The 19,949-nt window shown below is 74.9% G+C and carries 15 protein-coding genes and 1 riboswitch; of the genes, 12 read left to right on the top strand and 3 right to left on the bottom strand.

Annotated elements, in window-relative coordinates; genetic code table 11:
- Positions 1 to 11 precede the first annotated feature (11 nt).
- The 5 genes from AB5J87_RS02300 (at position 12) to AB5J87_RS02280 (ending at position 7,016) form a co-directional block, all read left to right on the top strand.
- Positions 12 to 2,477 (top strand): beta-ketoacyl synthase, encoded by a 2,466-nt coding sequence (locus AB5J87_RS02300; RefSeq protein WP_369373327.1) that lies wholly within the window; start codon positions 12 to 14, stop codon positions 2,475 to 2,477.
- The gene (locus tag AB5J87_RS02295; protein ID WP_369373325.1) at positions 2,474 to 2,848 is read left to right on the top strand and encodes a holo-ACP synthase; all 375 of its coding nucleotides are present in this window, start codon (positions 2,474 to 2,476) and stop codon (positions 2,846 to 2,848) included. Before AB5J87_RS02300 ends, AB5J87_RS02295 begins: the two co-directional genes overlap by 4 nt.
- Positions 2,845 to 3,615 carry an SDR family NAD(P)-dependent oxidoreductase gene (locus tag AB5J87_RS02290; RefSeq protein ID WP_369373323.1) on the top strand — a complete coding sequence of 257 codons (771 nt, stop codon included), beginning with the start codon at positions 2,845 to 2,847 and terminating at the stop codon, positions 3,613 to 3,615. The genes AB5J87_RS02295 and AB5J87_RS02290 overlap by 4 nt, the downstream gene beginning before the upstream one ends.
- Positions 3,616 to 3,636: 21 nt before the next feature.
- Positions 3,637 to 5,550, top strand: a complete 1,914-nt coding sequence (locus AB5J87_RS02285; protein WP_369373321.1) for a DHA2 family efflux MFS transporter permease subunit — start codon at positions 3,637 to 3,639, stop codon at positions 5,548 to 5,550.
- Between the two features lie 218 nt (positions 5,551 to 5,768).
- Positions 5,769 to 7,016, top strand: a complete 1,248-nt coding sequence (locus AB5J87_RS02280; RefSeq protein ID WP_369373319.1) for an acyltransferase family protein — start codon at positions 5,769 to 5,771, stop codon at positions 7,014 to 7,016.
- Positions 7,017 to 7,155: 139 nt separating this feature from the next.
- Here AB5J87_RS02280 and AB5J87_RS02275 read toward each other — a convergent pair whose 3' ends face one another.
- Together AB5J87_RS02275 and AB5J87_RS02270 are read right to left on the bottom strand one after the other, a co-directional pair.
- Positions 7,156 to 9,366, bottom strand: coding sequence for a peptidase domain-containing ABC transporter (locus AB5J87_RS02275; protein WP_369373317.1), 2,211 nt, complete (start codon positions 9,364 to 9,366; stop codon positions 7,156 to 7,158).
- A 4-nt stretch (positions 9,367 to 9,370) separates the two neighbouring features.
- Positions 9,371 to 12,670, bottom strand: coding sequence for a type 2 lanthipeptide synthetase LanM family protein (locus tag AB5J87_RS02270; RefSeq protein WP_369373316.1), 3,300 nt, complete (start codon positions 12,668 to 12,670; stop codon positions 9,371 to 9,373).
- A gap of 277 nt (positions 12,671 to 12,947) precedes the next feature.
- Between AB5J87_RS02270 and AB5J87_RS02265 the strand changes: the two genes are divergently transcribed.
- From AB5J87_RS02265 to AB5J87_RS02250, 4 genes are all read left to right on the top strand, one after another.
- Positions 12,948 to 13,388 carry an XRE family transcriptional regulator gene (locus AB5J87_RS02265; RefSeq protein WP_369373314.1) on the top strand — a complete coding sequence of 147 codons (441 nt, stop codon included), beginning with the start codon at positions 12,948 to 12,950 and terminating at the stop codon, positions 13,386 to 13,388.
- 76 nt (positions 13,389 to 13,464) lie between these two features.
- Positions 13,465 to 14,025 carry a ParH-like protein gene (locus tag AB5J87_RS02260; protein WP_369373312.1) on the top strand — a complete coding sequence of 187 codons (561 nt, stop codon included), beginning with the start codon at positions 13,465 to 13,467 and terminating at the stop codon, positions 14,023 to 14,025.
- 1 nt (position 14,026) lies between these two features.
- Entirely contained in the window at positions 14,027 to 15,373 is a 1,347-nt protein-coding gene (locus tag AB5J87_RS02255) for an MAB_1171c family putative transporter (protein WP_369373310.1), read from the top strand.
- Complete coding sequence (locus tag AB5J87_RS02250; protein WP_369373308.1) at positions 15,337 to 16,251, top strand: RNA polymerase sigma-70 factor; 915 nt, start codon at positions 15,337 to 15,339, stop codon at positions 16,249 to 16,251. Before AB5J87_RS02255 ends, AB5J87_RS02250 begins: the two co-directional genes overlap by 37 nt.
- A 4-nt stretch (positions 16,252 to 16,255) precedes the next feature.
- On the opposite strand, the gene AB5J87_RS02245 is transcribed toward AB5J87_RS02250, so the two are convergent.
- Positions 16,256 to 16,996: an SDR family oxidoreductase gene (locus AB5J87_RS02245; RefSeq protein ID WP_369373306.1), complete on the bottom strand. Its 741-nt coding sequence runs from the start codon at positions 16,994 to 16,996 to the stop codon at positions 16,256 to 16,258.
- 259 nt (positions 16,997 to 17,255) lie between these two features.
- Here AB5J87_RS02245 and AB5J87_RS02240 point away from each other — a divergent pair, with 259 nt between their 5' ends.
- The 3 genes from AB5J87_RS02240 to AB5J87_RS02230 all read left to right on the top strand — a co-directional run bounded on the left by AB5J87_RS02240 (position 17,256) and on the right by AB5J87_RS02230 (position 19,753).
- The gene (locus AB5J87_RS02240) at positions 17,256 to 17,951 is read left to right on the top strand and encodes a response regulator (RefSeq protein WP_369373304.1); all 696 of its coding nucleotides are present in this window, start codon (positions 17,256 to 17,258) and stop codon (positions 17,949 to 17,951) included.
- Positions 17,948 to 19,087 (top strand): sensor histidine kinase, encoded by a 1,140-nt coding sequence (locus tag AB5J87_RS02235; protein WP_369373302.1) that lies wholly within the window; start codon positions 17,948 to 17,950, stop codon positions 19,085 to 19,087. The genes AB5J87_RS02240 and AB5J87_RS02235 overlap by 4 nt, the downstream gene beginning before the upstream one ends.
- An 86-nt stretch (positions 19,088 to 19,173) precedes the next feature.
- A riboswitch (cobalamin riboswitch) is annotated at positions 19,174 to 19,300 on the top strand.
- 60 nt (positions 19,301 to 19,360) lie between these two features.
- Complete coding sequence (locus AB5J87_RS02230; RefSeq protein WP_369373300.1) at positions 19,361 to 19,753, top strand: (2Fe-2S) ferredoxin domain-containing protein; 393 nt, start codon at positions 19,361 to 19,363, stop codon at positions 19,751 to 19,753.
- Positions 19,754 to 19,949 lie beyond the last annotated feature (196 nt).

Genomic DNA, 19,949 nt, shown 5'->3' with positions numbered 1-19,949 from the left:
AAGGAGAAGACATGAGCTTCAGCGACCGCCGCCTGGAAGGCGTCGTCATCACCGGCATAGGTCTGAGCTGCGCACTCGGTGACGGCGCCCAGCAGGTGTGGCGCGGCATCCGCGCCGGAGAGAGCGGCATCGCCCGGACCCAGCGGCTCGACGTGTCGGCGCTCAGCTGCCAGTACGCGGGCGAGGTGTCGGCCGTGCCCGCCGCCCACCCGCGGCTGCGCGGCCGTACCGACCGCGCCACCTCGCTGGCGCTCACCGCCGCCGACGAGGCGGTCGCCGCCGCCCGGCTGCCCGAGGACGGCATCGACCCGTACCGCATGGGCGTGGCCGTCGGCACCTCCGTCGGCGGTCTGGACCGCGGGGAGCGGTTCCACTGGGAGCTGCTGCGCGGCGGCCCCCAGGCGCCCCGCGCGGACCTGCTGTTCCACTATCCGCTCTACACGTCGGCCGACGCCCTGAGCGTCGCCTTCCAGTTCAAGGGCCCCAAGGTGGTGATCTCCAACGCCTGTGCCGCGGGGTCGAACTCCATCGGGTTCGCCGCCGACGCGATCCGGGAGGGCCGCGCCGACGTCATGATCGCCGGTGGGGTGGACGTCCTGGACATCCTGTCGCTGGCCGGGTTCGACAGCCTCAACGCCCTCGACCCCGAGCCGTGCGCCCCGTATTCGCGCAGCACCGGGCTGAACCTCGGGGAGGGCGCGGCGATCCTGGTCCTGGAGTCGGAGTCGTTCGCCCGCCGTCGCGGCGCCGACATCCTCAGCCACGTCCTCGGGTACGCGCTCACCAGCGACGCCTATCACGCCACCGCCCCCGACCCGGCGGGCGCGGGCGCGGGCCGGGCCATGCGCGCCGGGCTCGCCCAAGCGGGCCTCGGGCCCGCGCAGGTCGACTACGTCAACGGCCACGGGACCGGCACGCCGACCAACGACAGCGCCGAGACCAAGGCCGTGGACGCCCTCTTCCAGGGCCTGCGGGCCGCCCCGATGAGCAGCACCAAGTCCCAGGTCGGGCACATGCTGGGCGCCGCGGGCGCGATGGAGGCGGCCACCTGTGTGATGGCCCTGCGCGACGGAGTGCTCCCCCCGACGGTGAACGTGGACGAGGGCGCCTCGACCGGCCGCGACATCGTGCCCAACCGGTCGCGCCCGCAGGAGCTCAACGTCGTCGTCTCCAACTCCTTCGCCTTCGGCGGCAACAACTGCTCGCTGGTCCTGGGCCGCGGCCCCGCCGAGCCTCCCCGGGGCGCCGCCCACCGCGTGGTGATCACCGGCGCGGGCCCGGTCACCTCCATCGGCAGCGGCCGCCAGGTGTTCCTGGACGCGCTGCGCGCGGGCCGCAGCGGGGTCGGCCCGGCCCGGCGCACCGATCTGAGCCGCTCGCGCAGCTCGCTCGCCGCCGAGGTCGACACCGCCGACTGCCGGCGCCATGTGGACCGCGCCTACGCCCGCCGCCTCGACCAGATCGGCCTGCTCACCCTGGCCGCCAGCCGTCTCGCGCTGGACGACGCCGGACTGCGGATCACCAAGGCCGAGTCGGAGCGCATCGGCATGGTCTTCGGGACGTTCAGCGGTCCGGTGGAGACCGTGGAGGCGCTCAGCGAGACGATCGGGACGCAGGGGCCCGACCGGGTCAACCCCCGGCTGTTCCCCAACTCGGTGATGAACGCCGCGGCCGGACACGCCTGTCTGGCCCTCCAGTTGCGCGGCCCGCTGTCCACCCTCGCCACCGGTTGCGCGGCGGGCCTCAGCGGCCTCGGCTACGCCGCCGACCTCATCCGACGCGGCGAGGCCGATGTGATGCTCGCGGTCAGCGCCGACGAGCTCACCCCGCTGCTGCACTACGGCTTCGACCGGGTCGGCCTGCTCGCCCAGGACAGCCCGCGCCCCTACAGCGCCGACCCCACCGGCGCCGTCCTGGGCGCCGGAAGCACCGCCCTGGTGGTGGAGTCCCTGGAGCACGCGCTGGCGCGCGGTGCCACCATCCTCGCCGAGGTCAAGGGCCACGCCCTGACCGGCGACGGCTACCGCGTCGCGGGCAACGACCCGTCGGGCACCGCGTGGGCGGAGAGCTTCCGCCGGGCGCTGGCCGACGCCGGGATGCCGTCCTCGGCGGTCGGCACGGTCTTCGGGGACGCGCGCGGCAGCGCCGCCATCGACCGGGCCGAAGCCTCGGCCGTCGCCCAGGTGTGGGCCCCGGGCACCGTCCGCCTGACCAACCTGAGCCCCTTCACCGGCCATGTGCCCAGTACGTCCGCGCTGATGGCGGCCGTGTGCGCGACGGAGACCCTGCGCACCGGCTGGAGCCCGGAGCCGCCCACCGCGCCGGACGTCCTCGACGGCGTCGGCGCCTATCTGGACCACCGGGAGCCGGGCGGGGGCCGCGCCGTCGTCCTGACCGCCGCGAACTGGGGCGGCACCTACGCCTCGCTGGTCCTGGCCCCGTGGGACGCCGACGCCGAGACGGCGGAGGCGGCATGAGCCACGACCCGGGCCCCCGCGGTGTCGTAAGGATCGCGGCACCGCACGACGCGCCCGACCGCCTGGACGGGCGCTGGGCGCACTGGCTGACCGAGCACGAGCGCGCGTACGCGCTGGGCCTGGCCCGTGCCGAGGAGCATCTGCTCGCGCGCCGGACCGCCAAGGAGGCCGTGGCCGAACTCCTCGCCCTGCCAGGTCCGCCGCCCTGGCAGGAGATGGAGATCAGACGCTCCGCCGGGGGCGCTCCCCGCCTGCACCTGAGCGGCGGACTCGCCGAGCGGGTACGGGAGTCGGGCCCGGCCGTCCCGTGCGTCTCGCTCACCCACGCCCGCGGGTACGCCGCCGCGCTCGCCTGGTGGGCGGCGCCATGAGCACCCGTCAGGGCCCGGCGCGCCCCGGGCCGCGCGTGGCGCTGGTGACCGGGGCGCTCGGCGGGATCGGCGCGGCGGTCACCCGGGCCCTCCTCGACCAGGGCATGGGCGTGGTGGTGGCCGACCTCGACGGCGACGCCTGCCGCGCGGCGGCGGCCCGGCTCAACCGGGAGCCGGGCACCGGCCAGGCCGTCGGTCATCCGCTGGACGTCACCGACCCGCACTCCTGGCAGCGCGTCACCCGGTTCGCGCGCCGCCGCTTCGGCCATCTCGACACGCTCGTCAACAACGCGGGCACGCTGGGCCTGCACGGGGTGGAGAGCTGCACCCCCGAGGAGTGGGACCGGGTGGTCGGCACCTGCCAGCGGGGTGTGTGGCTGGGCATGCGGGCCGCCGCGCCCTGTCTGCGGGCCGCGGGCGGCGGCGCCATCGTCAACGTCGGCTCGGTCTACGGGCAGGTCGGCTCCGGGGCCTCGTTCGCCTACCACGCGGCCAAGGGCGCGGTCCGGGCCATGACCCGCGCCGCGGCCGTCGAACTGGCCCCGTCGGCGATCCGGGTCAACTGCGTCTCGCCCGGTGTCGTCGCCACCCCGATGACCGCGGCCGCCCCGCAGGACTTCATCCGGGGCATGACGGACCGCACGCCGCTGGGGCGGCCCGCCCAGCCGCACGAAGTCGCCGACGCGGTGCGGTACTTGGCGGGCGGCGGCGCCTCCTTCGTCACGGGCGCGGAGCTCGTGGTCGACGGCGGCTTCACGGTGCTGTGACCAACCGCGCGAGGAGGGGTGATGGAGCCGAACGACGGCCGGGCCGCCTGGACCCGGCTGGGCATCCTGTGCGTCAGCTTCTTCATGATCGTGCTGGACACGACGATCGTGCACGTGGCGATCCCGGCCATGACGACCGGGCTCACGGCGCGGCTGGACACGGTCCTGTGGATCGTCAACGTCTACGTCCTGACGTACGCCGTGTTCATGATCCCGGCGGGCCGGCTGGGCGCGCGGTACGGGCCGAAGCCGGTCCATCTGGCCGGGCTCGCGCTGTTCACCGCCGCCTCCGCGCTGTGCGGCTGCGCCTCGGGGGCGGGCGAACTGCTGTTGTGGCGGGGCGTGCAGGGAGTGGGCGCGGCGCTGATCACGCCGCAGATCGGGGCGTTCATCACGACGCTGTTCCCGGCGCACCGGCGCGGGGCCGCGTTCGGGACGCTGACCAGCGTCATGGGGCTGTCGATCGTGGTCGGGCCGCTGCTCGGCGGAGTGCTGGTGACCTCCGTCGGCTGGCAGTGGATCTTCGTGGTGAACGTGCCGGCCGGGGCCGTGGCCCTCGTCCTGTCCGCCCTGCTGCTGCCGTCGCCCCGGCCCGGCGGTGAGCGGGGAGTGGATCTGCCGGGCCTCGCGCTGGTGACCGCGGGCCTGACCGCCGTCACCGTCGCGCTGCTGGGCCGGGGCCGCCCGCTGCCGGGTCCGGCGGGCTCGCTCACCCACGCGCAGGTGCTGTGCGCGGGAGCGGCCTGCCTGGTGCTCTTCGCCGTCCAGCAGCGCTCGCGCAGCCGCGCCCCGCTCGTGCCGCGCGCCCTGTTCGCGCGCCGTGACTTCGCGCTGGCCAACCTGGTGGGCGCCGGGATCCACTTCGCCGTCATCGGCACCGCCGCCCCGCTCGCCCTGTTCGTCCAGCGGGCCCTGGACCGTTCGGCGCTGCAGGCCGGTCTGCTCACCGCGCCCACCCCGCTCGCCGCCGCGGCGGCGGCCCATGTCGCGGGCCGCCTGGCCGACCGCACCGGCGGCAGACCGCTCGTGCTGGCGGGCGTGTCGACCTACGCGTACGGTCTGGTCCTCATCGGCGCGCAGGCCCACCCGGGGACGAACCCCTGGCACCTGCTGCCCGCCATGCTCCTGGCCGACCTGGGGATCGGCTGCGCGCTGGCGCCGCTCACCCGGATCGCGATGGCATCGGTCGAGGCCCGGCACGCGGGCGCGGCGTCCGGTGTGCTGAACACCTCGCGCCAGGTCGGCGGCGTCCTGGGCACCGCGTGCGCGGGCGCGCTCGTCACCGACCGCACCGCCTCGGCGGGCGGGCCGCTCGGCTACGCGGAGGCCCTGCACGCGACCACTCTGCTGACCGCCGGGGTACTGGGCGCCTGTCTGGTCCTCGCCTGCGCCCTGCGGCCGGACGGCGTCCGGCGCGGGCGCCCCGGAGCCGTACTCCTCCTCGACGCCCTGCCCGTGGTCGTGCGCGAGGACCCGCACTTCGCCGCGGCGCAGATCCTCACCGCCGTACGCGTCGGCCGGCGCGGCCGACGGGAGGTCGTCGCCTTCGCGCTGGCGGGCACGGACCCCGTGGCCGACTGGTCGCCCTTCCTGCGGCGGGTGCGGACCCGCGGGCTGTCCTCGGTGCGGCAGGCGGTGTGCGCCGACACCCCCGGCCTCGCGGCGGCCGTGGACGCCGTCCTCGGCGTCCCCGTACGCGTCGCCGCTCCGGCCCGCCACGCCACCGGGCAGCTGCGCCGGACCCTGCTCGCCCGGATCGGCGCGCTGCCGCCCGGCGAACTGACGGCCGCGCTCCTCGCCGAGACCGTCCACACGGCGGTCGGCGCGCAGAACGCCCGCTGGGCACGGCGCCCGCGCCGATGGTACGCGCGCCTTCCCGGGACTTCCCGGAAGGATGAAAGAAATGCTCAAGAAATGAAACCTCCGGGACATTGATGCCGGAATTCGTTGACAGCGCACAAACGGCGTCCATCTAATTCATACGGGATTTCCGGGCGGAACCGCGGCCGGGAACCCAGGGGGGAATCGGATGCGCGCCCCTCTGATCGGCGCCGAACTTAAGGAACAGTGCGATGGCAAGTGTGCTCAGCGATGCCGGCCGGGACCGGCCGCCGACGGGAAATACCGAAAACCGGCTCCCCACCCTCACCGGTATGCGATTCATCGCCGCCGCCGCGGTGGTCCTCTGCCACTTCTCGCTCTACATCCGCGGGAACCCGGACTTCTGGCGGAACCTCGGCCAGGTCGGCGTCTCGTTCTTCTTCGTGCTCAGCGGCTTCGTCCTGACCTGGTCGGCCCGCCCCACCACCTCGGCCAGGGCGTTCTGGCGGCGGCGCGCGGCCAAGATCCTCCCGAGCCATCTGGTCACGGCCGCCGCGCACGCCGGCCTCATGGTCCTGACCGGAAAGGCGATCGTCGCGGCGCAGATCCTTCCCACGGCCACACTCACCCAGTCATGGATTCCCGGGTTCGACCTGACCACCGCCATCAGCCCGGTGAGCTGGACGCTTTCCTGCGAGATGTTCTTCTATCTCGCCTTCCCCCTGCTGATCCGGCAGATCCGCCGGATGCGTACGGCCTATTTGTGGGGGGTGGCCGCGGTGCTCGTCGCAGTGATATTCACTCTGCCCTTGGTGGCGCGGCACTATGTGCCCGACGGCACGCCGATGTCGCCGCTGCTGCCCTATCTCGACAATGACGCCTGGTTCGTCGACTTCTTCCCGGCGGCCCGGCTGCTCGAATTCGCCCTCGGTATGGTCCTGGCCCGGATCGTGGCCGCGGGCAAGTGGCCGCAGATCGGGCTGCTGCCCGCCGGGGCGCTGCTGGTCCTGGGCTACTGGATGTCGATGGGGACGGGCCTGTACTCGTTCTCGGCGGCCACCGTCGTCCCGATCGCCCTGGTCATCTGCGCCGGGGCCGTCGCCGACGTCGAGCAGCGGCCCTCGCCCCTGCGCCACCCCTATCTGGTGTGGCTCGGCGAGGTGTCCTTCGCGCTCTACCTGGTGCACAAGCCGGTGATCGACTACGGGGCGCGGCTGCTGGGCATCCCGCACTTCAGCGCGATGGGCCTGACCGGCCAAGTGGCCGTCCTGGCACCGATGTTCACGGTGGCCGTCCTGCTCGCCTGGCTGCTCCACAGGGCGGTGGAGCTCCCGGCGATGCGGCACTGGGGGCGGCGCGGCGGCCCCCGGGCGGGCAGGCACCGGGGCGCCTGCCCGCACTGCGGGGCGCGCCCGGCCGGCTGGCCGGCCGGGCGCGCCGTCAGCAGCAGAAGAGCGACTGGAAGGTGTTCATGCACCTGCCGGGGTGGGTCCAGGGCAGCAGTCCGCCGGTCAGCTCCGTCAGGTCGGGGGCGCCCAGCGGGTGGCCCTCGTCGAAGAGGCCCGCCTCGGGGTCCTTGAGGGCGCGGGCGAGGTCGAAGTCGCTCATGGTTGCGGTCCTTTCGGGTGGGACGGACCGCCGGGGCGGGCCGCCCGCTCGCTGGCGGACGGCGGGCCGCCCCGGCGGTGCGGCGTGGTGCCGCGCGGGGTGGGCGCCGTGTCAGACGCGGTCGCCGAGCGCCAGTTCGGCGTCGGCCGGGGGATCGCTCGCCGCGGTCTCGGCCGGGGCGGGCGCGAAGAGTCGCTGGTAGGGGCCGGGGCGGGCGATCAGCTCGGCGTGCCGGCCGCGCTGCGCGATCCGCCCCCGGTCGAGCACGAGGATCTCGTCGGCGTTGCGCACGGCGTTGACCCGGTGCGAGACCACGACGCGGGTGATCTTCAGGGCGCCCAGCTCGCGGTCGACCTGCCGTTCCGTCTGCGGGTCGAGATGGCTGGTCGCCTCGTCCAGGACGATCAGGCGCGGCCGGTGCACCAGTGCCCGGGCGAGGGCGACGCGTTGGCGCTGTCCCGCCGACAGGGCCGAACCGGCCTCCCCGACGGGGGTGTCGTAGCCCATCGGCAGCGCGCAGACGTCCTCGTGGAGTCCGGCGATACGGGCCGCCCGGACCACCTCCGCGTCGTCGGCCTCCGGACGGCCCAGCGTGAGGTTCTCGCGGATGCTGCCGTTGAAGAGCGTGAGCTCCTGGAGCACGGCGCCGCAGTGGGAGCGCAGGTCGTGCAGGTCCAGCTCCTCGATGGGCACGCCGTCGTGGCGGACCGAGCGGCCGGGCGCGCGCAGCAGGCCGAGCAGCAGCAGGGCCAGGGTGCTCTTGCCCGAACCGGTGCGGCCGACGATGCCGAGCTTGCCGCCCGCCGGAAGGTCCAGGCTGATGTCGTGGAGTGCGGCCGGGCTGTCCGGGTGGTAGCGGTAGCTCAGGGAGTCGACCCGGAGGGCGGCGGGCCGGTCGCTCGCCAGCCGGATGGTCCCACTGGCCTCGGGGGGCGTGTCGAGGGCGTCGTAGAGCCGTTCCACCTGGGCGTTGACGGACTGGTAGAGCTGGCCGCTGTTGGTGAAGGTCTCCAGTGGGGTGAGCACGGACAGGGCCAGGCTGTTGGCCGCGAGCATGCCGCCCAGCGTCAGCCGGTCGTGCAGGACCAGCCAGGCGCCGGTGCCGAGCAGGGCGAGCGGGCCGAGCGAGGTCAGCGCCCGCTGGGCGCCCGCCAGGACCGCGTTGGCCCGGCCGCGGCGCAGGGCCGCCGCCTGGTAGGTGGTAAAGAGCCGCTCCCAGTGCCGCACGGCCCGGTTCTCGAAGCCGTTCGCCTTGAGCGGGACGATCGCCTCCAGGCTCTCCACCAGATAGCTCTGCTCGTCGGACTTGGCGTTGAGCTCCCGCTGGGCGAGCAGCCGTACGTACGGGTGGCTGCGGGTGACGAGCAGCACTTGGGCCAGGCAGAGCGGGGCGACGACGAGGAGGTAGCGGGGTTCGAGGAGCACGAGACCGGCGAGGTAGCCGCACAGCAGCATCCCGTCCATGGCCAGGGTGAGCAGTTGCTGGGTGAGCATGTCGCGGGTGGTGGAGACGCTGGAGAGCCGCATGAGCAGATCGCCCCGGCCCCGGTCGAGGAAGAACTCCATGGGCAGCCGGAAGAGGTGGCCGACGAGGTCGCGGGTGAGGACGAGGTCGCCCCGTCTGCGCAGGGCGAGCAGGGCCAGCGCCCGCAGCGCCGTCGTCACACCGGTGAGGACGGCCAGTCCGACGGCGCCCGCCATCAGGACCGCGAGCTGGTCCGTACGGTGGTGCGGCAGCACGTCGTCGACGACGGCCTTGGTGAGGAACGGGGCCCCGAGTCCGAGGAGTTGGAGCAGCAGGGCGAGGAGTCCGGCGTGGGCGAGACGCCGGCGCCCGCCCGGCGCGGCGACGAACTCCCGTAAGTAGCGCACGATCGGCACGCTCCGCAGCGGCTTGCGGCGCTGCTGGAAGTCGGGGGCGGGGTCCAGATGGACGAGCAGGCCGCCGAACTTGGTGTCGAACTCCTCGCGGGTATAACGCCGCCGCCCCGAGCCCGGGTCGGTGACCCGCACCCAGCGGGCGTCGATCGACTCGACCACCACGAAGTGATGGGTGTTCAGATAGGCGATGGCGGGCCCGGTGAGCTCCTGGTCCAGGGCGATGGACCCGCGGACCACCCGGCTGGTGAGGCCGACCCGCTCGGCGGCGGCGACCAGGGCCGCGGCGGAGACCCCGTCGCGCCCGGCGCCCAGCAGGGGACGGCAGTCCGCGACCGAGGAGTCCTGGCCGTGGTGGCTGAGCACCATGGCCAGGCAGGCCGCCGCGCACTCGGTACGGGTGAACTGGAAGCGCATCGGCACCCGTCGGCGTGGTCCGCGCACGGTGTCACCCCTGCTCTTCGAGGAGCAGGACCGAGGCGACCCGGTCGGGTGCGGCGATCCGCAGCAGCCCGTGGCCGATGCCCGCCAGGCCGCACAGCAGCCCGGGAGTGGGGAGGCGGCCGGGGGTGCCGCAGCCCGGGCCGTACCGCTCGATGCGGTCGAGGGCCCCGGCGTGCCAGGTGTCGAGCGGCCGTTGCGCTTCGGGCAGGCCCGCGGCGACGGCCGCCGCGAACAGTTCGGTGTTGCCCAGGTCGCCGTGGCAGAGGCTGTCGTTGCCCACCGAACCGGCCCGTGCGGTGGAGCCGACCGCGCGGCGCAGCGTCTCGCGGTCGGCGGCGGTCCGGGTCGCGGCGGGCAGGGCCGCGCGCAGCAGGCCGACGCCGGGTGCGCCGTGGCACCAGGCGTGCATGTGGGGGACCGCTCCGGCCGGTGCCGGTGCCACCCAGGCGCGGGGTTCGAGGACGCGGAAGTCGGGCCAGTTGCCGAGGGCCGTGTCGTACTGGGCGTCCTCGTGGGTGAGCGCCGCGCGGCCGGTCCGCGCGGCGGCCGGGTCGCCGGTGCGGGCGGCGTGGCGCAGCAGCGCGAACCCGATGCCTCCGGCGCCGTGCGAGGCGCCGAGCAGGGGAGCGGACGAGCGCGGCGGCGTGCGCCAGGCGACCGCGTCCGGGCCCTGGTCCTCGGCCCGGTCGACCAGCAGCGCCGCGCAGCGGCGGGCCAGCAGGTCGGCGGGACGGCCGAACCGGGCCACCAGGGTCTCGGCGACGGCGAGGCAGCCGGCCGCACCGCTGACGAGGTCGAGCGCGGTGTCCTCGCCGATGTCCTCGGCGGCCTTGGCGAGGAGCGCGGGGACCGGGGCCGCGAGGTGCGGGTCGGCCAGCAGGGTGGCGGCCGAGGAGAGCGCGTAGGCGGTTCCGGCCAGCCCGCCGAAGGCGCCCCAGCCGCGGCGGTACGGCAGGGTGAGCAGATGGTCGAGGTGTGCGGGGAAGAGGGCGAGCACCCGGCGGGCGGTGTCGGCGTACTCCTGCTCGCCGGTGACGCGGGCGAGTTGGGCGAAGAAGAGGGCGATGCCGGGGTAGCCGCTGTAGAGGTCGTCGCGGAGCGCGGCCACCTGCCAGACGTCCTGGCGCAGGTCGAGGCCGAGCCAGCCGACCCGGCCGCCGTGTTGGTGGGCGCGCCGCCCCAGTTCGGCGGCGACGGCGCGGGCCTGGCGCAGGGCGCGCCGCCGCGGCGGTTCGGCGGGCCGGTTGCGGCCGGACGCGGTGGCGGGGGCCGGTGCGGGGACCGCCGGGGCGGTGCGGGCGGCGAAGGCGGCCTGGATGATCCAGTCCTGGTCGGCGAGGTCGCGTACGCTCATCGCCGCGATCGTCTCCCGGGCCCGGTCGAGCCCGGAGCGGGGCAGGGCGCCGGGCAGCACGGCGCCGCGGTGGGTGCGCAGGTCGCGGGAGCCCACGGCGCAGCGGAAGAGCGGGATGTCGCCCGCCCACAGGTCGGCCAGCTCGTGGGGTACGAGTGCCAGGCGCAGCGGGTCCTCGGCGCAGGAGGCCGCCAGGAAGCTCAGGAGCCGGTCGCGGTCGAGGGCGTCGCGGCCGACGTCGGGGTGGCTGGACTCGGCGAGCAGCTGGGCGTAGGTGCGGGTGGAGCGGACGATGGCGCGTACGGTGTCGTCCTTGAACCGGTCCAGGGGGCCTCCCGGGGCCAGTAATTCTTGACGGTGTGTCAGGATCGCGCGGTAGCCGTCCCGGAAGCCGGTGCGCAGTCCGTCGAGGTGCTGTGCCGGGTCGAGGTCGCGGCCGTCCAGGGTGGGCCGGTTGCGGCTGCCGTCGAAGGCCCGCGCGGTACGGGTCAGGCGCATCCGGTCGGTGCCCTCCGCCTCCCACGCGGCGTCCTTGAACGGCAGCGCGGACCCCTTGTCGGCGCCCATGCCGCCGATGTCCAGCGCGCCGCCGGGGCCGACGACGACGTTGGGCAGCAGGCCCACCCGCTGTACGGAACGGTTGAGCAGCCGCTGTCCCGGGTCCTCGTCGGCCAGCGCGCTGCCGGTGCGCGGGGCGAGTTCGGCGTGGAAGAGCGACTCCAGGTCGACGGCCACCGGCTGGTCGCCCGCCGCGATCACGTTCTCGAAGTGGAAGTCGGTGGCGGACACCGCGTACAGCAGGGCGAGGAGCATGCCCTGGCGGTGGAAGAACCGCGCCGCGCCCGCCCGGTCGGCGCACGGCGCGGGGGCGACGAACTCCATCCATCCGTACGCGCCCCGGTCCAGGACCGCGAGCCGGCGCAGATCCGCCCCGGGCAGCACCGACCGGTACCAGTCCAGGAGGTCGTTGAAGTGCGCGTGGACGGCCAGCGGCCTCGGCTTGTACACCAGCCGGGCCCCGGAGGCGAAGCGGAGCAGGACGACCGAGCGGCCGGCCTCGTGGGCGTCGCCGCCGCCCATGACCGCCTCGGTGAGCGGGCCGGGGTCGACGCCCCCGAGGAGCTCGGCCACCAGCCGCGGCCGGTCTTCGGCGAACCGCCGCAGGAACTCGGCGTACGCGATGGCGGTGTGGGTCGTGGCCGTGGTCAACAGGCGGGTGAGCACGGCGTATTCGTCGAGGAGTCCGGCCAGCCGGGCGGGGTCGCGGTAGAGGGCGACGAAGGACTCGAAGCGCTCCTCGGCGGTGTCGCCGCGCAGGCGGTCGCAGAGGCGGGCCACATTGAGCTCCAGGACGAGGGTGCGTCCGGCGCTCTGGACGAGCTGGGCGCGCAGCCCGGTGACGAGCGAGCGGACGACGGCGTCGGTGTCGGCCACGGCGGAGGCGGCGGCGAAGCCGGGGGAGGTGGTCAGGCGGGTGACCGCCTCGTCCACGAAGGGCTGGAGGACGGTGGCGAACCCCCGGAACCACCGGTCGGCGTCGGCGGGCAGCGGCACGTGGGCGGGCGGTCGCTTGCGGGTGACCAGGCGTTCCGCGAGCCGCGCCCAGGCGGGCTCGTCGGCGCGGGCGGCGAGGGCCGCGGTGGGTTCGGCCAGCAGGGCTTCGAGCCGCTGGGGGGTGGTGGCGAACGCGGTGCAGGAGAGCGCGGCGGTGTCCTCCGCGCCGACGGCGGTGCCGCACGCGCGCCAGCGGTCCATCCGGCGCCGGGCCCGGGCGGCCAGGTCGCTGCCGGGCGGGGCGGGCCGCGGCGCTCCAGCCGCCGCCAGCCGTTCGCGCAGCCAGAGCCCGCGCGCCCACCAGCTGCCGGTCAGTGGTGGGCGGCCGTCGCGTTCCCGGGGCAGGGGCGGTGCCTGCGCGGCGGGGGCCGCGAGCGGCGTGGTCTCACCTGGCATGGGTGCTCCTGGCTGGGCGGCGCGAGGGGAACGTGAGCGAGCCGGGGTGGTGCGGAGGCGGTGCACGGGCCGTACGGATCCGGTCCGCCCCTCCGTACGGGGGACGGGCGGCACGCGGTTGAGCGGCTGATGTGAACCAGTCGCCACAGATGTTTCATATCAGCTGACAGGAGTCTGCTTCTCGCCGCTCCGCGATGTCAACTAAAATGAATGCGGTCAATGGCGTGATTCATCTCCGCGAGCGGTGTGCGGTGCGAGAGCACGGGGAGCGTGCCTGATGGGTGAAGCCCGGGGCGGGACCAGGACTTTGGCCGAGAAGATCGAGCGGCTCTTCCTGGTGGTCCGCGGCCCCACCCGCGAGCCCTACAGCAACGAGGAGGTCGCCCGCGCCTGCCGCGAAGCCACCGGCGAGAGCTTCTCCGCCACCTATCTGTGGCAGCTGCGCACCGGACGGCGCGACAACCCGACGAAACGTCACCTCGAAGCCCTCGCACGTTTCTTCGACGTCCCGCCCGCCTACTTCTTCGACGGCGACTACAGTGAGAAGATCGCTGCGGAGCTGGATCTGCTGGGGGTGCTCCGGGACGCGGGCGTGCGGGACATGGCGCTGCGCGCGGTGCGGCTCTCTCCCGAGGGTCTGGACACCATCAGTGATCTGATCGACGCCCTCGCGCGTCGCGAGGCCGGCCGGCAGCGGGGCGCGGACGAGGACTTCTGACACGGGGACTTCCGGCGCGGGGATTTCTGAGTACGGGGACTTCTGGGTACGGGCGGCTGACAGGCCGGGGGGAACGATGGGATCGCGGATGCGGGGCCGCGCGTTGCGCAACCGATGTCGGCGGATCGCCGGCGAACTGCGCCTGCCGGAGCCGTTCTCGGTGGTGCGGCTGGTGGCCGCGGTCGCCGAACAGCGGGGCCGGCCACTGGAGTTGCTGGCCCTGCCCAGCCTGGAGCGGGTGCCGTGCGGGGTCCTCGTCGCCACCGACAGCCGTGACTACATCGGCTACCCCGCCGCCACCACCGTCCTGCACAAACAGCACATCGTCCTGCACGAGATCGGCCACCTCATCTGCGGCCACCTCGACACCTCCGCCGAGGCGCCCGCCCTGTCCGCCGCGCTCGCCCCGCACCTGTCGCCCGAGCTGGTCCGGCGCGTCCTCGGCCGCAGCCACTACAGCGACGAGCAGGAGCGCGAGGCCGAGCTGGTCGCCTCGCTCATCGCCCTGCGCGCCTCCGCCGCGGGCCAGGACGCGCAGCAGGCCGAGGGCGGCCAGGAACCCGAGGCCCACCACGACCCCGGGCTCGCCGCGGTGGCCGCGCTGATCGACCCGGCCCGGCCCGCCGACCGGAGCTGAGATGGCCACCCTCGGCTGCGCCCTGACCGTGCTGGCCGTGCTGGCGCTGCTGCTGCGCACGCTGCTGCGGCCCCGCGCGTTCCGGATCAACCCGCCGGTCCGCGACCTGCGGGCGTTCGGCCTCTGCCTGGCCGCCGCCCTGGTGCTGGCCGCCCCCGCCGCCGGCCGGCTGCTGCGCGGCCTGCCGCCGTTCCCCGGCCTTGACGTCCTGCTCGGCGACGAACTGCGCCTCCTCGCCCTGTACTTCCTCGCCCAGCTCGCCGAATCCATCCGCACCGGCGAGCCGCGCCGCAGCCGCCGCCCCCTCGCCGTGATCCTCGCCCTGCTCGGCGCGAGCGCCCTGCTCTTCGCCCTCGCACAGGGCCCCGGCGCCGAGGAGGGCAGCTATCCGGGCACGGCCGCGCGGGCCGCCATGGCCGGATACGACCTCGTCTTCCTGGTCTACGGCGAGTGGAGCGTGAGCGTCTTCCTGCTCGGCATGGTCCGCCACGCCGCCGGTCTGGAACCCGGCCCGCTGCGCACCGCCCTGCGCCTCTACTCGGCGTCCGCCGCCGTCGGCCTGGTGTGGTCGGCGTGGACCGTCAGCGACATCGTGGCCGTCCTCGGCACCGGCCGCCAGGGCACCAACGAGGACCTGCCGTCGGCCGCGCTCGGCGCGCTGTGCCTGGCGCTCATCCTCTGCGGGACCATGGCCGCGCTCTGCGCCCGGTACGTGACCGCGCTGCGCCGCCGCTGGCTCGCCTACCGCGCGTACCTGCGGCTGGGCCCGCTCTGGGAGGAACTGCACCGGGCACTGCCGGGCATCGCCCTGAGCAGACCCGGCCGGATACGCCGACTGCTGCCCCGCGACGTGCAGTTCGCCCGCTACCGCCGGGTCATCGAGATCCACGACGCGCACCTCGCGCTGCGCCCGCACTTCCCGCCGCCGGTGGAGGAGTGGGCGCCCGCCGGGACCGGCCGCCGCACCGGGCCCCCGGCCGCCACCGTGGAAGCGGTCAACCTCGCGGTGGCCATCGAGGCCGCCTCCCACGGCTTCCGCTTCACCCGGGCCGCCCCGGCCCCGCCCGGCCGCCGCCCCCGCCAGGACCTGGACGCGGAGACGGCCTGGCTGGTGGCCGTCGCCGAGGACTTCGCCCGCTCGGCGGCCGTGGCCCGGGTCCGCCACCAGGTCAGACACCACCTCGCCGACGGAGCCGGCACGGCCGGGAGGGAGGGCGGGGCCGCCGTAGGATCACCGCGAGCGGGCCGCCCCCGCGCCGAAGGGGCGCCCGTACGAGCGCACGACGGCCGACCCGCGGAGGCAGCGGCACCATGGACGAGCGACAGCGGCTCACCGACGGCTCACTGAACGCGGCGGCGGGGGCGTTCCAGCGGCTGCGGCCCCGGCTGTTCGGCATCGCCTACCGCGTCCTGGGCAGCGTCGCCGAGGCCGAGGACGTGGTGCAGGACGTGTGGCTGCGCTGGCAGGACGCCGACCGGGGCGCGGTGCTCGACCCCGGCGCGTTCCTGGCCACGGTCACCACCCGGCTGGCGATCAACGTGGCCCGGTCGGCGCGGGTCCGGCGCGAGGCGTACGTGGGGCCGTGGCTGCCCGAACCCGTCGACACCAGCCTGGACCCCCACCTCGGCGCCGAGCGCGGCGAGGCGCTGGAGCTGGCCGTCCTCCTCGTCCTGGAGAAGCTCAACCCCGTGGAGCGGGCGGCCTATGTGCTGCGGGAGGCGTTCGACTACGCGTACGCCGAGATCGCCGACATGCTGGAGCTCAGCCAGGCCAATGTGCGGCAGATCGTCAGCCGCGCCCGCAAGCGCCTCGCCGCCGAGCGGCGCGGCCCCGTCGACACCGCCCAGCACCGGCGGCTGCTCGAAGCGTTCGTCGCGGCGGCGCGGGACGGTGACCTCGCGGCGCTCGAAAGCGTGCTCTCGGCCGACGCCGTCGCCTACGCGGACGGCAACGGCATGCGCGGGGTGGCCCGGCTGGTGGTCGTCGGGCCCGAACGGGTGGCCAGGGTCAGCGCCTTCGCCAAGAAGTTCTTCCCCGGCGCCGAGTACCGGGTGGCGCAGGCCAACGGCCGCCCCAGCCTGACGCTCATTCAGAACGGCGTCACCGTCGCCCTGGTGGGCGTCACGCTGGGAGCGGACGGCATCGACCGGCTCTACTGGGTGCTGGCCCCCGACAAGCTCCGGGCGTACGAGCGGTCGGCCCATCGGCCCACCGCCCGTCCTTAGCCGGTCAGTTCCGCTTCAGCCACTCCTCGTAGCCGGTCGCCGAGGTGTGCGCGGAGTCGCCGCCCACCAGCACGCCCTCCGGCATGCCGGCGAACGGTCCGACCGTCTCGTCCACGACGACCGTCCGGCCGTCCGGCTTCGCCGCCAGGGTGATCTCACCGAGCCGGGGGAGCCCGAGGACGTCCGGACCCGCGATCTCGCGCACCGCGCCGGACGGCGCGCCCTGCGCGGCCTCGGCGACCGCCGCGGCGACGTCCGCGGAGGCGATCGGACGCAGCCGCGCGGACGGCAGCCGCACCCGGCCGTCCTGGGTGGACATGTCCATCACGGGAGCGATGAACTCGAAGAACTGGGTGGCGCGCACGATGCTGTAGGGGATGCCGCTCGCGCGCAGGGCCTCCTCCTGGGCGACCTTGGCGCGGTAGTAGCCGTAGTCGGGCACCCGGTCGACGCCGACGATCGACAGGACCACGTGGTGGCGCACGCCCGCCGCGCCCTCGGCCTCGAACAGGTTCCGCGCCGAGCGGGTGAAGAAGTCGAGCGCGGGCCCGTCCTCGAAGGAGGGGGAGTTCGACACGTCCACGACCACGTCCGCGCCGGTGAGGGCGTCGGCCAGGCCCGCACCGGTGAAGGCGTCGACACCCGTGGAGGGGGACGCGGCCACGACCTCGTGCCCGCGCTCGCGCAGCAGCGCCACCACCTGCGAGCCGATGAGCCCCGTACCGCCGACAACCACGATCTTCATCACGGTCTCCGTTCCGTTCGTCGATCCGGCTTCCGCCCGGCCCGGCGACAGCCGCCGGGCCGGTGCGTGAAGCACGTACACCAACGAGACAAGGCAGCCCGCACGTCTGTGACAGCGCGGGCGGGAGGGCCGGTCAGGGATGGCGTCGAGCCGAGGAGGGGTGCGGCCCGGCACCGGCCCGCGGGGTCGCGCGCACCGGCCGGAGTAACGCGCCCCGGCCCGGCGGGCGGTTCCGGCCCGTCCGCCCTAGGGTCGGCGTGTGGAGCCCGACCAGCGAGACGACGCGATCCGTGTCGTCATCGTCGACGACGAGTACCTCGTCCGGTCGGGGCTGCGTCTGCTGCTCGGCTCGGCACCCGACATCGAGGTGGTGGCGGAGTGCGGCGGCGGGGAGGCCGTCGACACGGTGGTCGCGCACCTCCCCGACGTGGTCATGCTGGACATCCGGATGCCGGACGTGGACGGTCTGACCGTGCTGCGCGGGCTCACGGAGGCGCTCGGTCCGCGGATGCCCGCCGTCAGCATGCTGACCACCTTCGACACCGACGAGTACCTGGCCACCGCACTGCGGGAGGGCGCGGTCGGATTCCTCCTCAAGGACACCGAGCCGGAACAGCTCACCCAGGCCGTCCGCGATCTCGCCGCCGGGGGCAGCACCCTGGACCCGTCCGTCGCGCGGGCCGTGGTGAGCGGCTACGTGGTGGGCAGCGACGGCGCGCGGGAAGCCGCCGACGCCGTCGCCCGGCTCACCCCCCGGGAGCAGGAAGTACTGGCCCTGCTCGGCCTCGGGCTGTCCAACCCCGCCATCGCCGAGCGCATGCACCTGGCGCACGGCACGGTGAAGGACCACGTCAGCGTCATCCTCGGCAAGCTCGGCGGAGTCAACCGCGTCCAGGCGGCCGTGGTCGCCGAACGCGCGGGCCTGACCAGGACCCCGCCGAGCGGTCCGGCATGAGGCCGCACCTGGCGCGGTGGACGTCCTCGCCCCGGGCCCGGCGGGCGTGGGTGCTGCTGGGCCCCGTCGCGCTGGCGGTCGCGGACACCTTCATCGGCGACGAGGGGTACACCGCCACGGACCGCGTCGCCCCGCTGGCCGCGGCGTTCGTACTCCTCGCCCGGCTGCGCCACCCGGTCGCCGTGCTCGTGCTGACGCTGCCCGGAACGTACTTGGACAATGCCTGGCTGGCCGGACTGATCGCCCTCTACACCCTCTCCTACCTGCGTCCGAAGCCCGGCCTGCTGGTGGTGTGCACCCTGCTCAACGCCCTCGCCTACTTCCTGCCCCACCCGCTGACCGCCGACGAGGTCAGCCGCCGCCTCGCCCAGGAAGGGTGGCTGGAGGTCCTGGTGGGCGCGCCCGTGGCGGCGCTGGCGCTCGGTCGGCTGCACGCGGTGCGCCACGAGCTGGCGGCCCGGCTCGGCGAACTCACCGCCAGCCGGGCCGAGAGCGACCGGCTGCTGGCCGAGCACGTCCTGGACACCGAACGGGCCCGGCTGGCCCGGGAGATGCACGACGTCGTCGCCCACCAGGTGAGCCTGATCAGCCTCCAGGCGGGAGCCCTGCGGACGAGCACGGCCGATCCCTCGGCACGGGACATCGCGGCCACGATCCGCACCCTGTCGGTGCGCACCCTGGAGGAGCTGCGCCACATGGTGGGCGTCCTGCGCGCGGCGGGCGGCGGCCGGGGCGAGCTGACCCCGCAGCCACGCCTGGCCGACCTGGACCGGCTCGTCGCCGACAGCGCGCTCGACATCACGGCCGAGATCGACCAACGGGCCTGCGCCCAGTGCCCGGAGGCGGTCGAACGGGCCGCCTACCGCATCGTCCAGGAGGCCCTGACCAACGTCCGCAAGCACGCGCCGGGCGCGCGGGTGGACGTCCGCGTGCGGTGCCGGGACGCCGAACTGGCCCTGGAGGTCCGCAACGGCCCGGCCGACCGCGGCGCCGATCCGCTGGACCTGCCGAGCGGCGGCCACGGTCTGGTCGGGCTGAGCGAACGCGTCCACCTCCTCGGCGGGTTCTTCACGGCCGGTGCGACGCGCGAGGGCGGATTCCTGGTCACGGCCACGCTCCCGCTGCGCCCGGCGTGACTCCGCACCTCCCTGCGGCACCACCCGCACGACTTGACCCGCCACGCCCCGGACGTGCGACGATGCGCCACGACAAGGCGACGCGGAACGAGGAAGCCGGTGGAAATCCGGCGCGGTCCCGCCACTGTGACCGGCGAGCGAACCCCGAACGGACCACTGCCCCAGCCGGGCGGGAAGGACGGGGGGAGCGAAGACCCGGGAGCCAGGAGACTCACCCGTCGCCTCCTTGACCCAGACCGGGGCGGATCTCCCCGGAGGAGGAGCGTGAGCGGCATGCCCGAGGGGCGACAGCGCCAACCCGGACGCGGCGGCGGGACCGCCGCCGATGCGGCCCCGTGCCGGATCGTGGTGTGCCGGGACTGCTGCTGCGGGACCGCCAAGGTGCCCGGGGTCGACCACGCGCGGCAGAAGGCGCGGCTGGCCGAGGGCGCGCCCGTACGCGTCTCGGCCTGTCTGGACGTCTGCGAGCAGGCCAATGTGATCGTCGTCCAGCCGTCGAGCGCCGCCCGCGTCGCCGGGGCCCGGCCGGTCTGGCTCGGCCTGGTCAACGACCCGGACGCGGCCGAGGACATCATCGACTGGGTACGGGCGGGCGGACCCGGTGTCGCCCCCTGCCCCGACATCCTCGACCTCTACACCTTCACCCCGCCCCGCAGGGCCCGCTGAGCCCGCCCGGCGGTCGCCCATGACCGTGAGCTGAAACCCAACAGCTCCGGCGCGAAACTCATGAACCCCGGCGGGGCGAACGAGTCGGCGACCGGCCGCCGCGCGGCTGCCGGTGATCACCACGGCCCGCGGAACCGCGCGCTGGGCGGGCGCCCCGGCAATTCCGGGGACGAATGCATGGGGGCCGGAAAAGGGG

The sequence above is a fragment of the Streptomyces sp. cg36 genome (assembly GCF_041080675.1).
GTDB lineage: Bacteria > Actinomycetota > Actinomycetes > Streptomycetales > Streptomycetaceae > Streptomyces.
This window is presented reverse-complemented; position numbering and strand designations above follow the sequence as displayed.

Coding starts and splice junctions, on each gene's coding strand:
- AB5J87_RS02300 (WP_369373327.1), top strand. CDS start 12: ATGAGCTTCAGCGACCGCCGCCTGGAAGGCGTCGTCATCACCGGCATA.
- AB5J87_RS02295 (WP_369373325.1), top strand. CDS start 2,474: ATGAGCCACGACCCGGGCCCCCGCGGTGTCGTAAGGATCGCGGCACCG.
- AB5J87_RS02290 (WP_369373323.1), top strand. CDS start 2,845: ATGAGCACCCGTCAGGGCCCGGCGCGCCCCGGGCCGCGCGTGGCGCTG.
- AB5J87_RS02285 (WP_369373321.1), top strand. CDS start 3,637: ATGGAGCCGAACGACGGCCGGGCCGCCTGGACCCGGCTGGGCATCCTG.
- AB5J87_RS02280 (WP_369373319.1), top strand. CDS start 5,769: ATGCGATTCATCGCCGCCGCCGCGGTGGTCCTCTGCCACTTCTCGCTC.
- AB5J87_RS02270 (WP_369373316.1), bottom strand. CDS start 12,670: ATGCCAGGTGAGACCACGCCGCTCGCGGCCCCCGCCGCGCAGGCACCG.
- AB5J87_RS02265 (WP_369373314.1), top strand. CDS start 12,948: ATGGGTGAAGCCCGGGGCGGGACCAGGACTTTGGCCGAGAAGATCGAG.
- AB5J87_RS02260 (WP_369373312.1), top strand. CDS start 13,465: ATGGGATCGCGGATGCGGGGCCGCGCGTTGCGCAACCGATGTCGGCGG.
- AB5J87_RS02255 (WP_369373310.1), top strand. CDS start 14,027: ATGGCCACCCTCGGCTGCGCCCTGACCGTGCTGGCCGTGCTGGCGCTG.
- AB5J87_RS02250 (WP_369373308.1), top strand. CDS start 15,337: ATGGACGAGCGACAGCGGCTCACCGACGGCTCACTGAACGCGGCGGCG.
- AB5J87_RS02245 (WP_369373306.1), bottom strand. CDS start 16,996: ATGAAGATCGTGGTTGTCGGCGGTACGGGGCTCATCGGCTCGCAGGTG.
- AB5J87_RS02235 (WP_369373302.1), top strand. CDS start 17,948: ATGAGGCCGCACCTGGCGCGGTGGACGTCCTCGCCCCGGGCCCGGCGG.
- AB5J87_RS02230 (WP_369373300.1), top strand. CDS start 19,361: ATGCCCGAGGGGCGACAGCGCCAACCCGGACGCGGCGGCGGGACCGCC.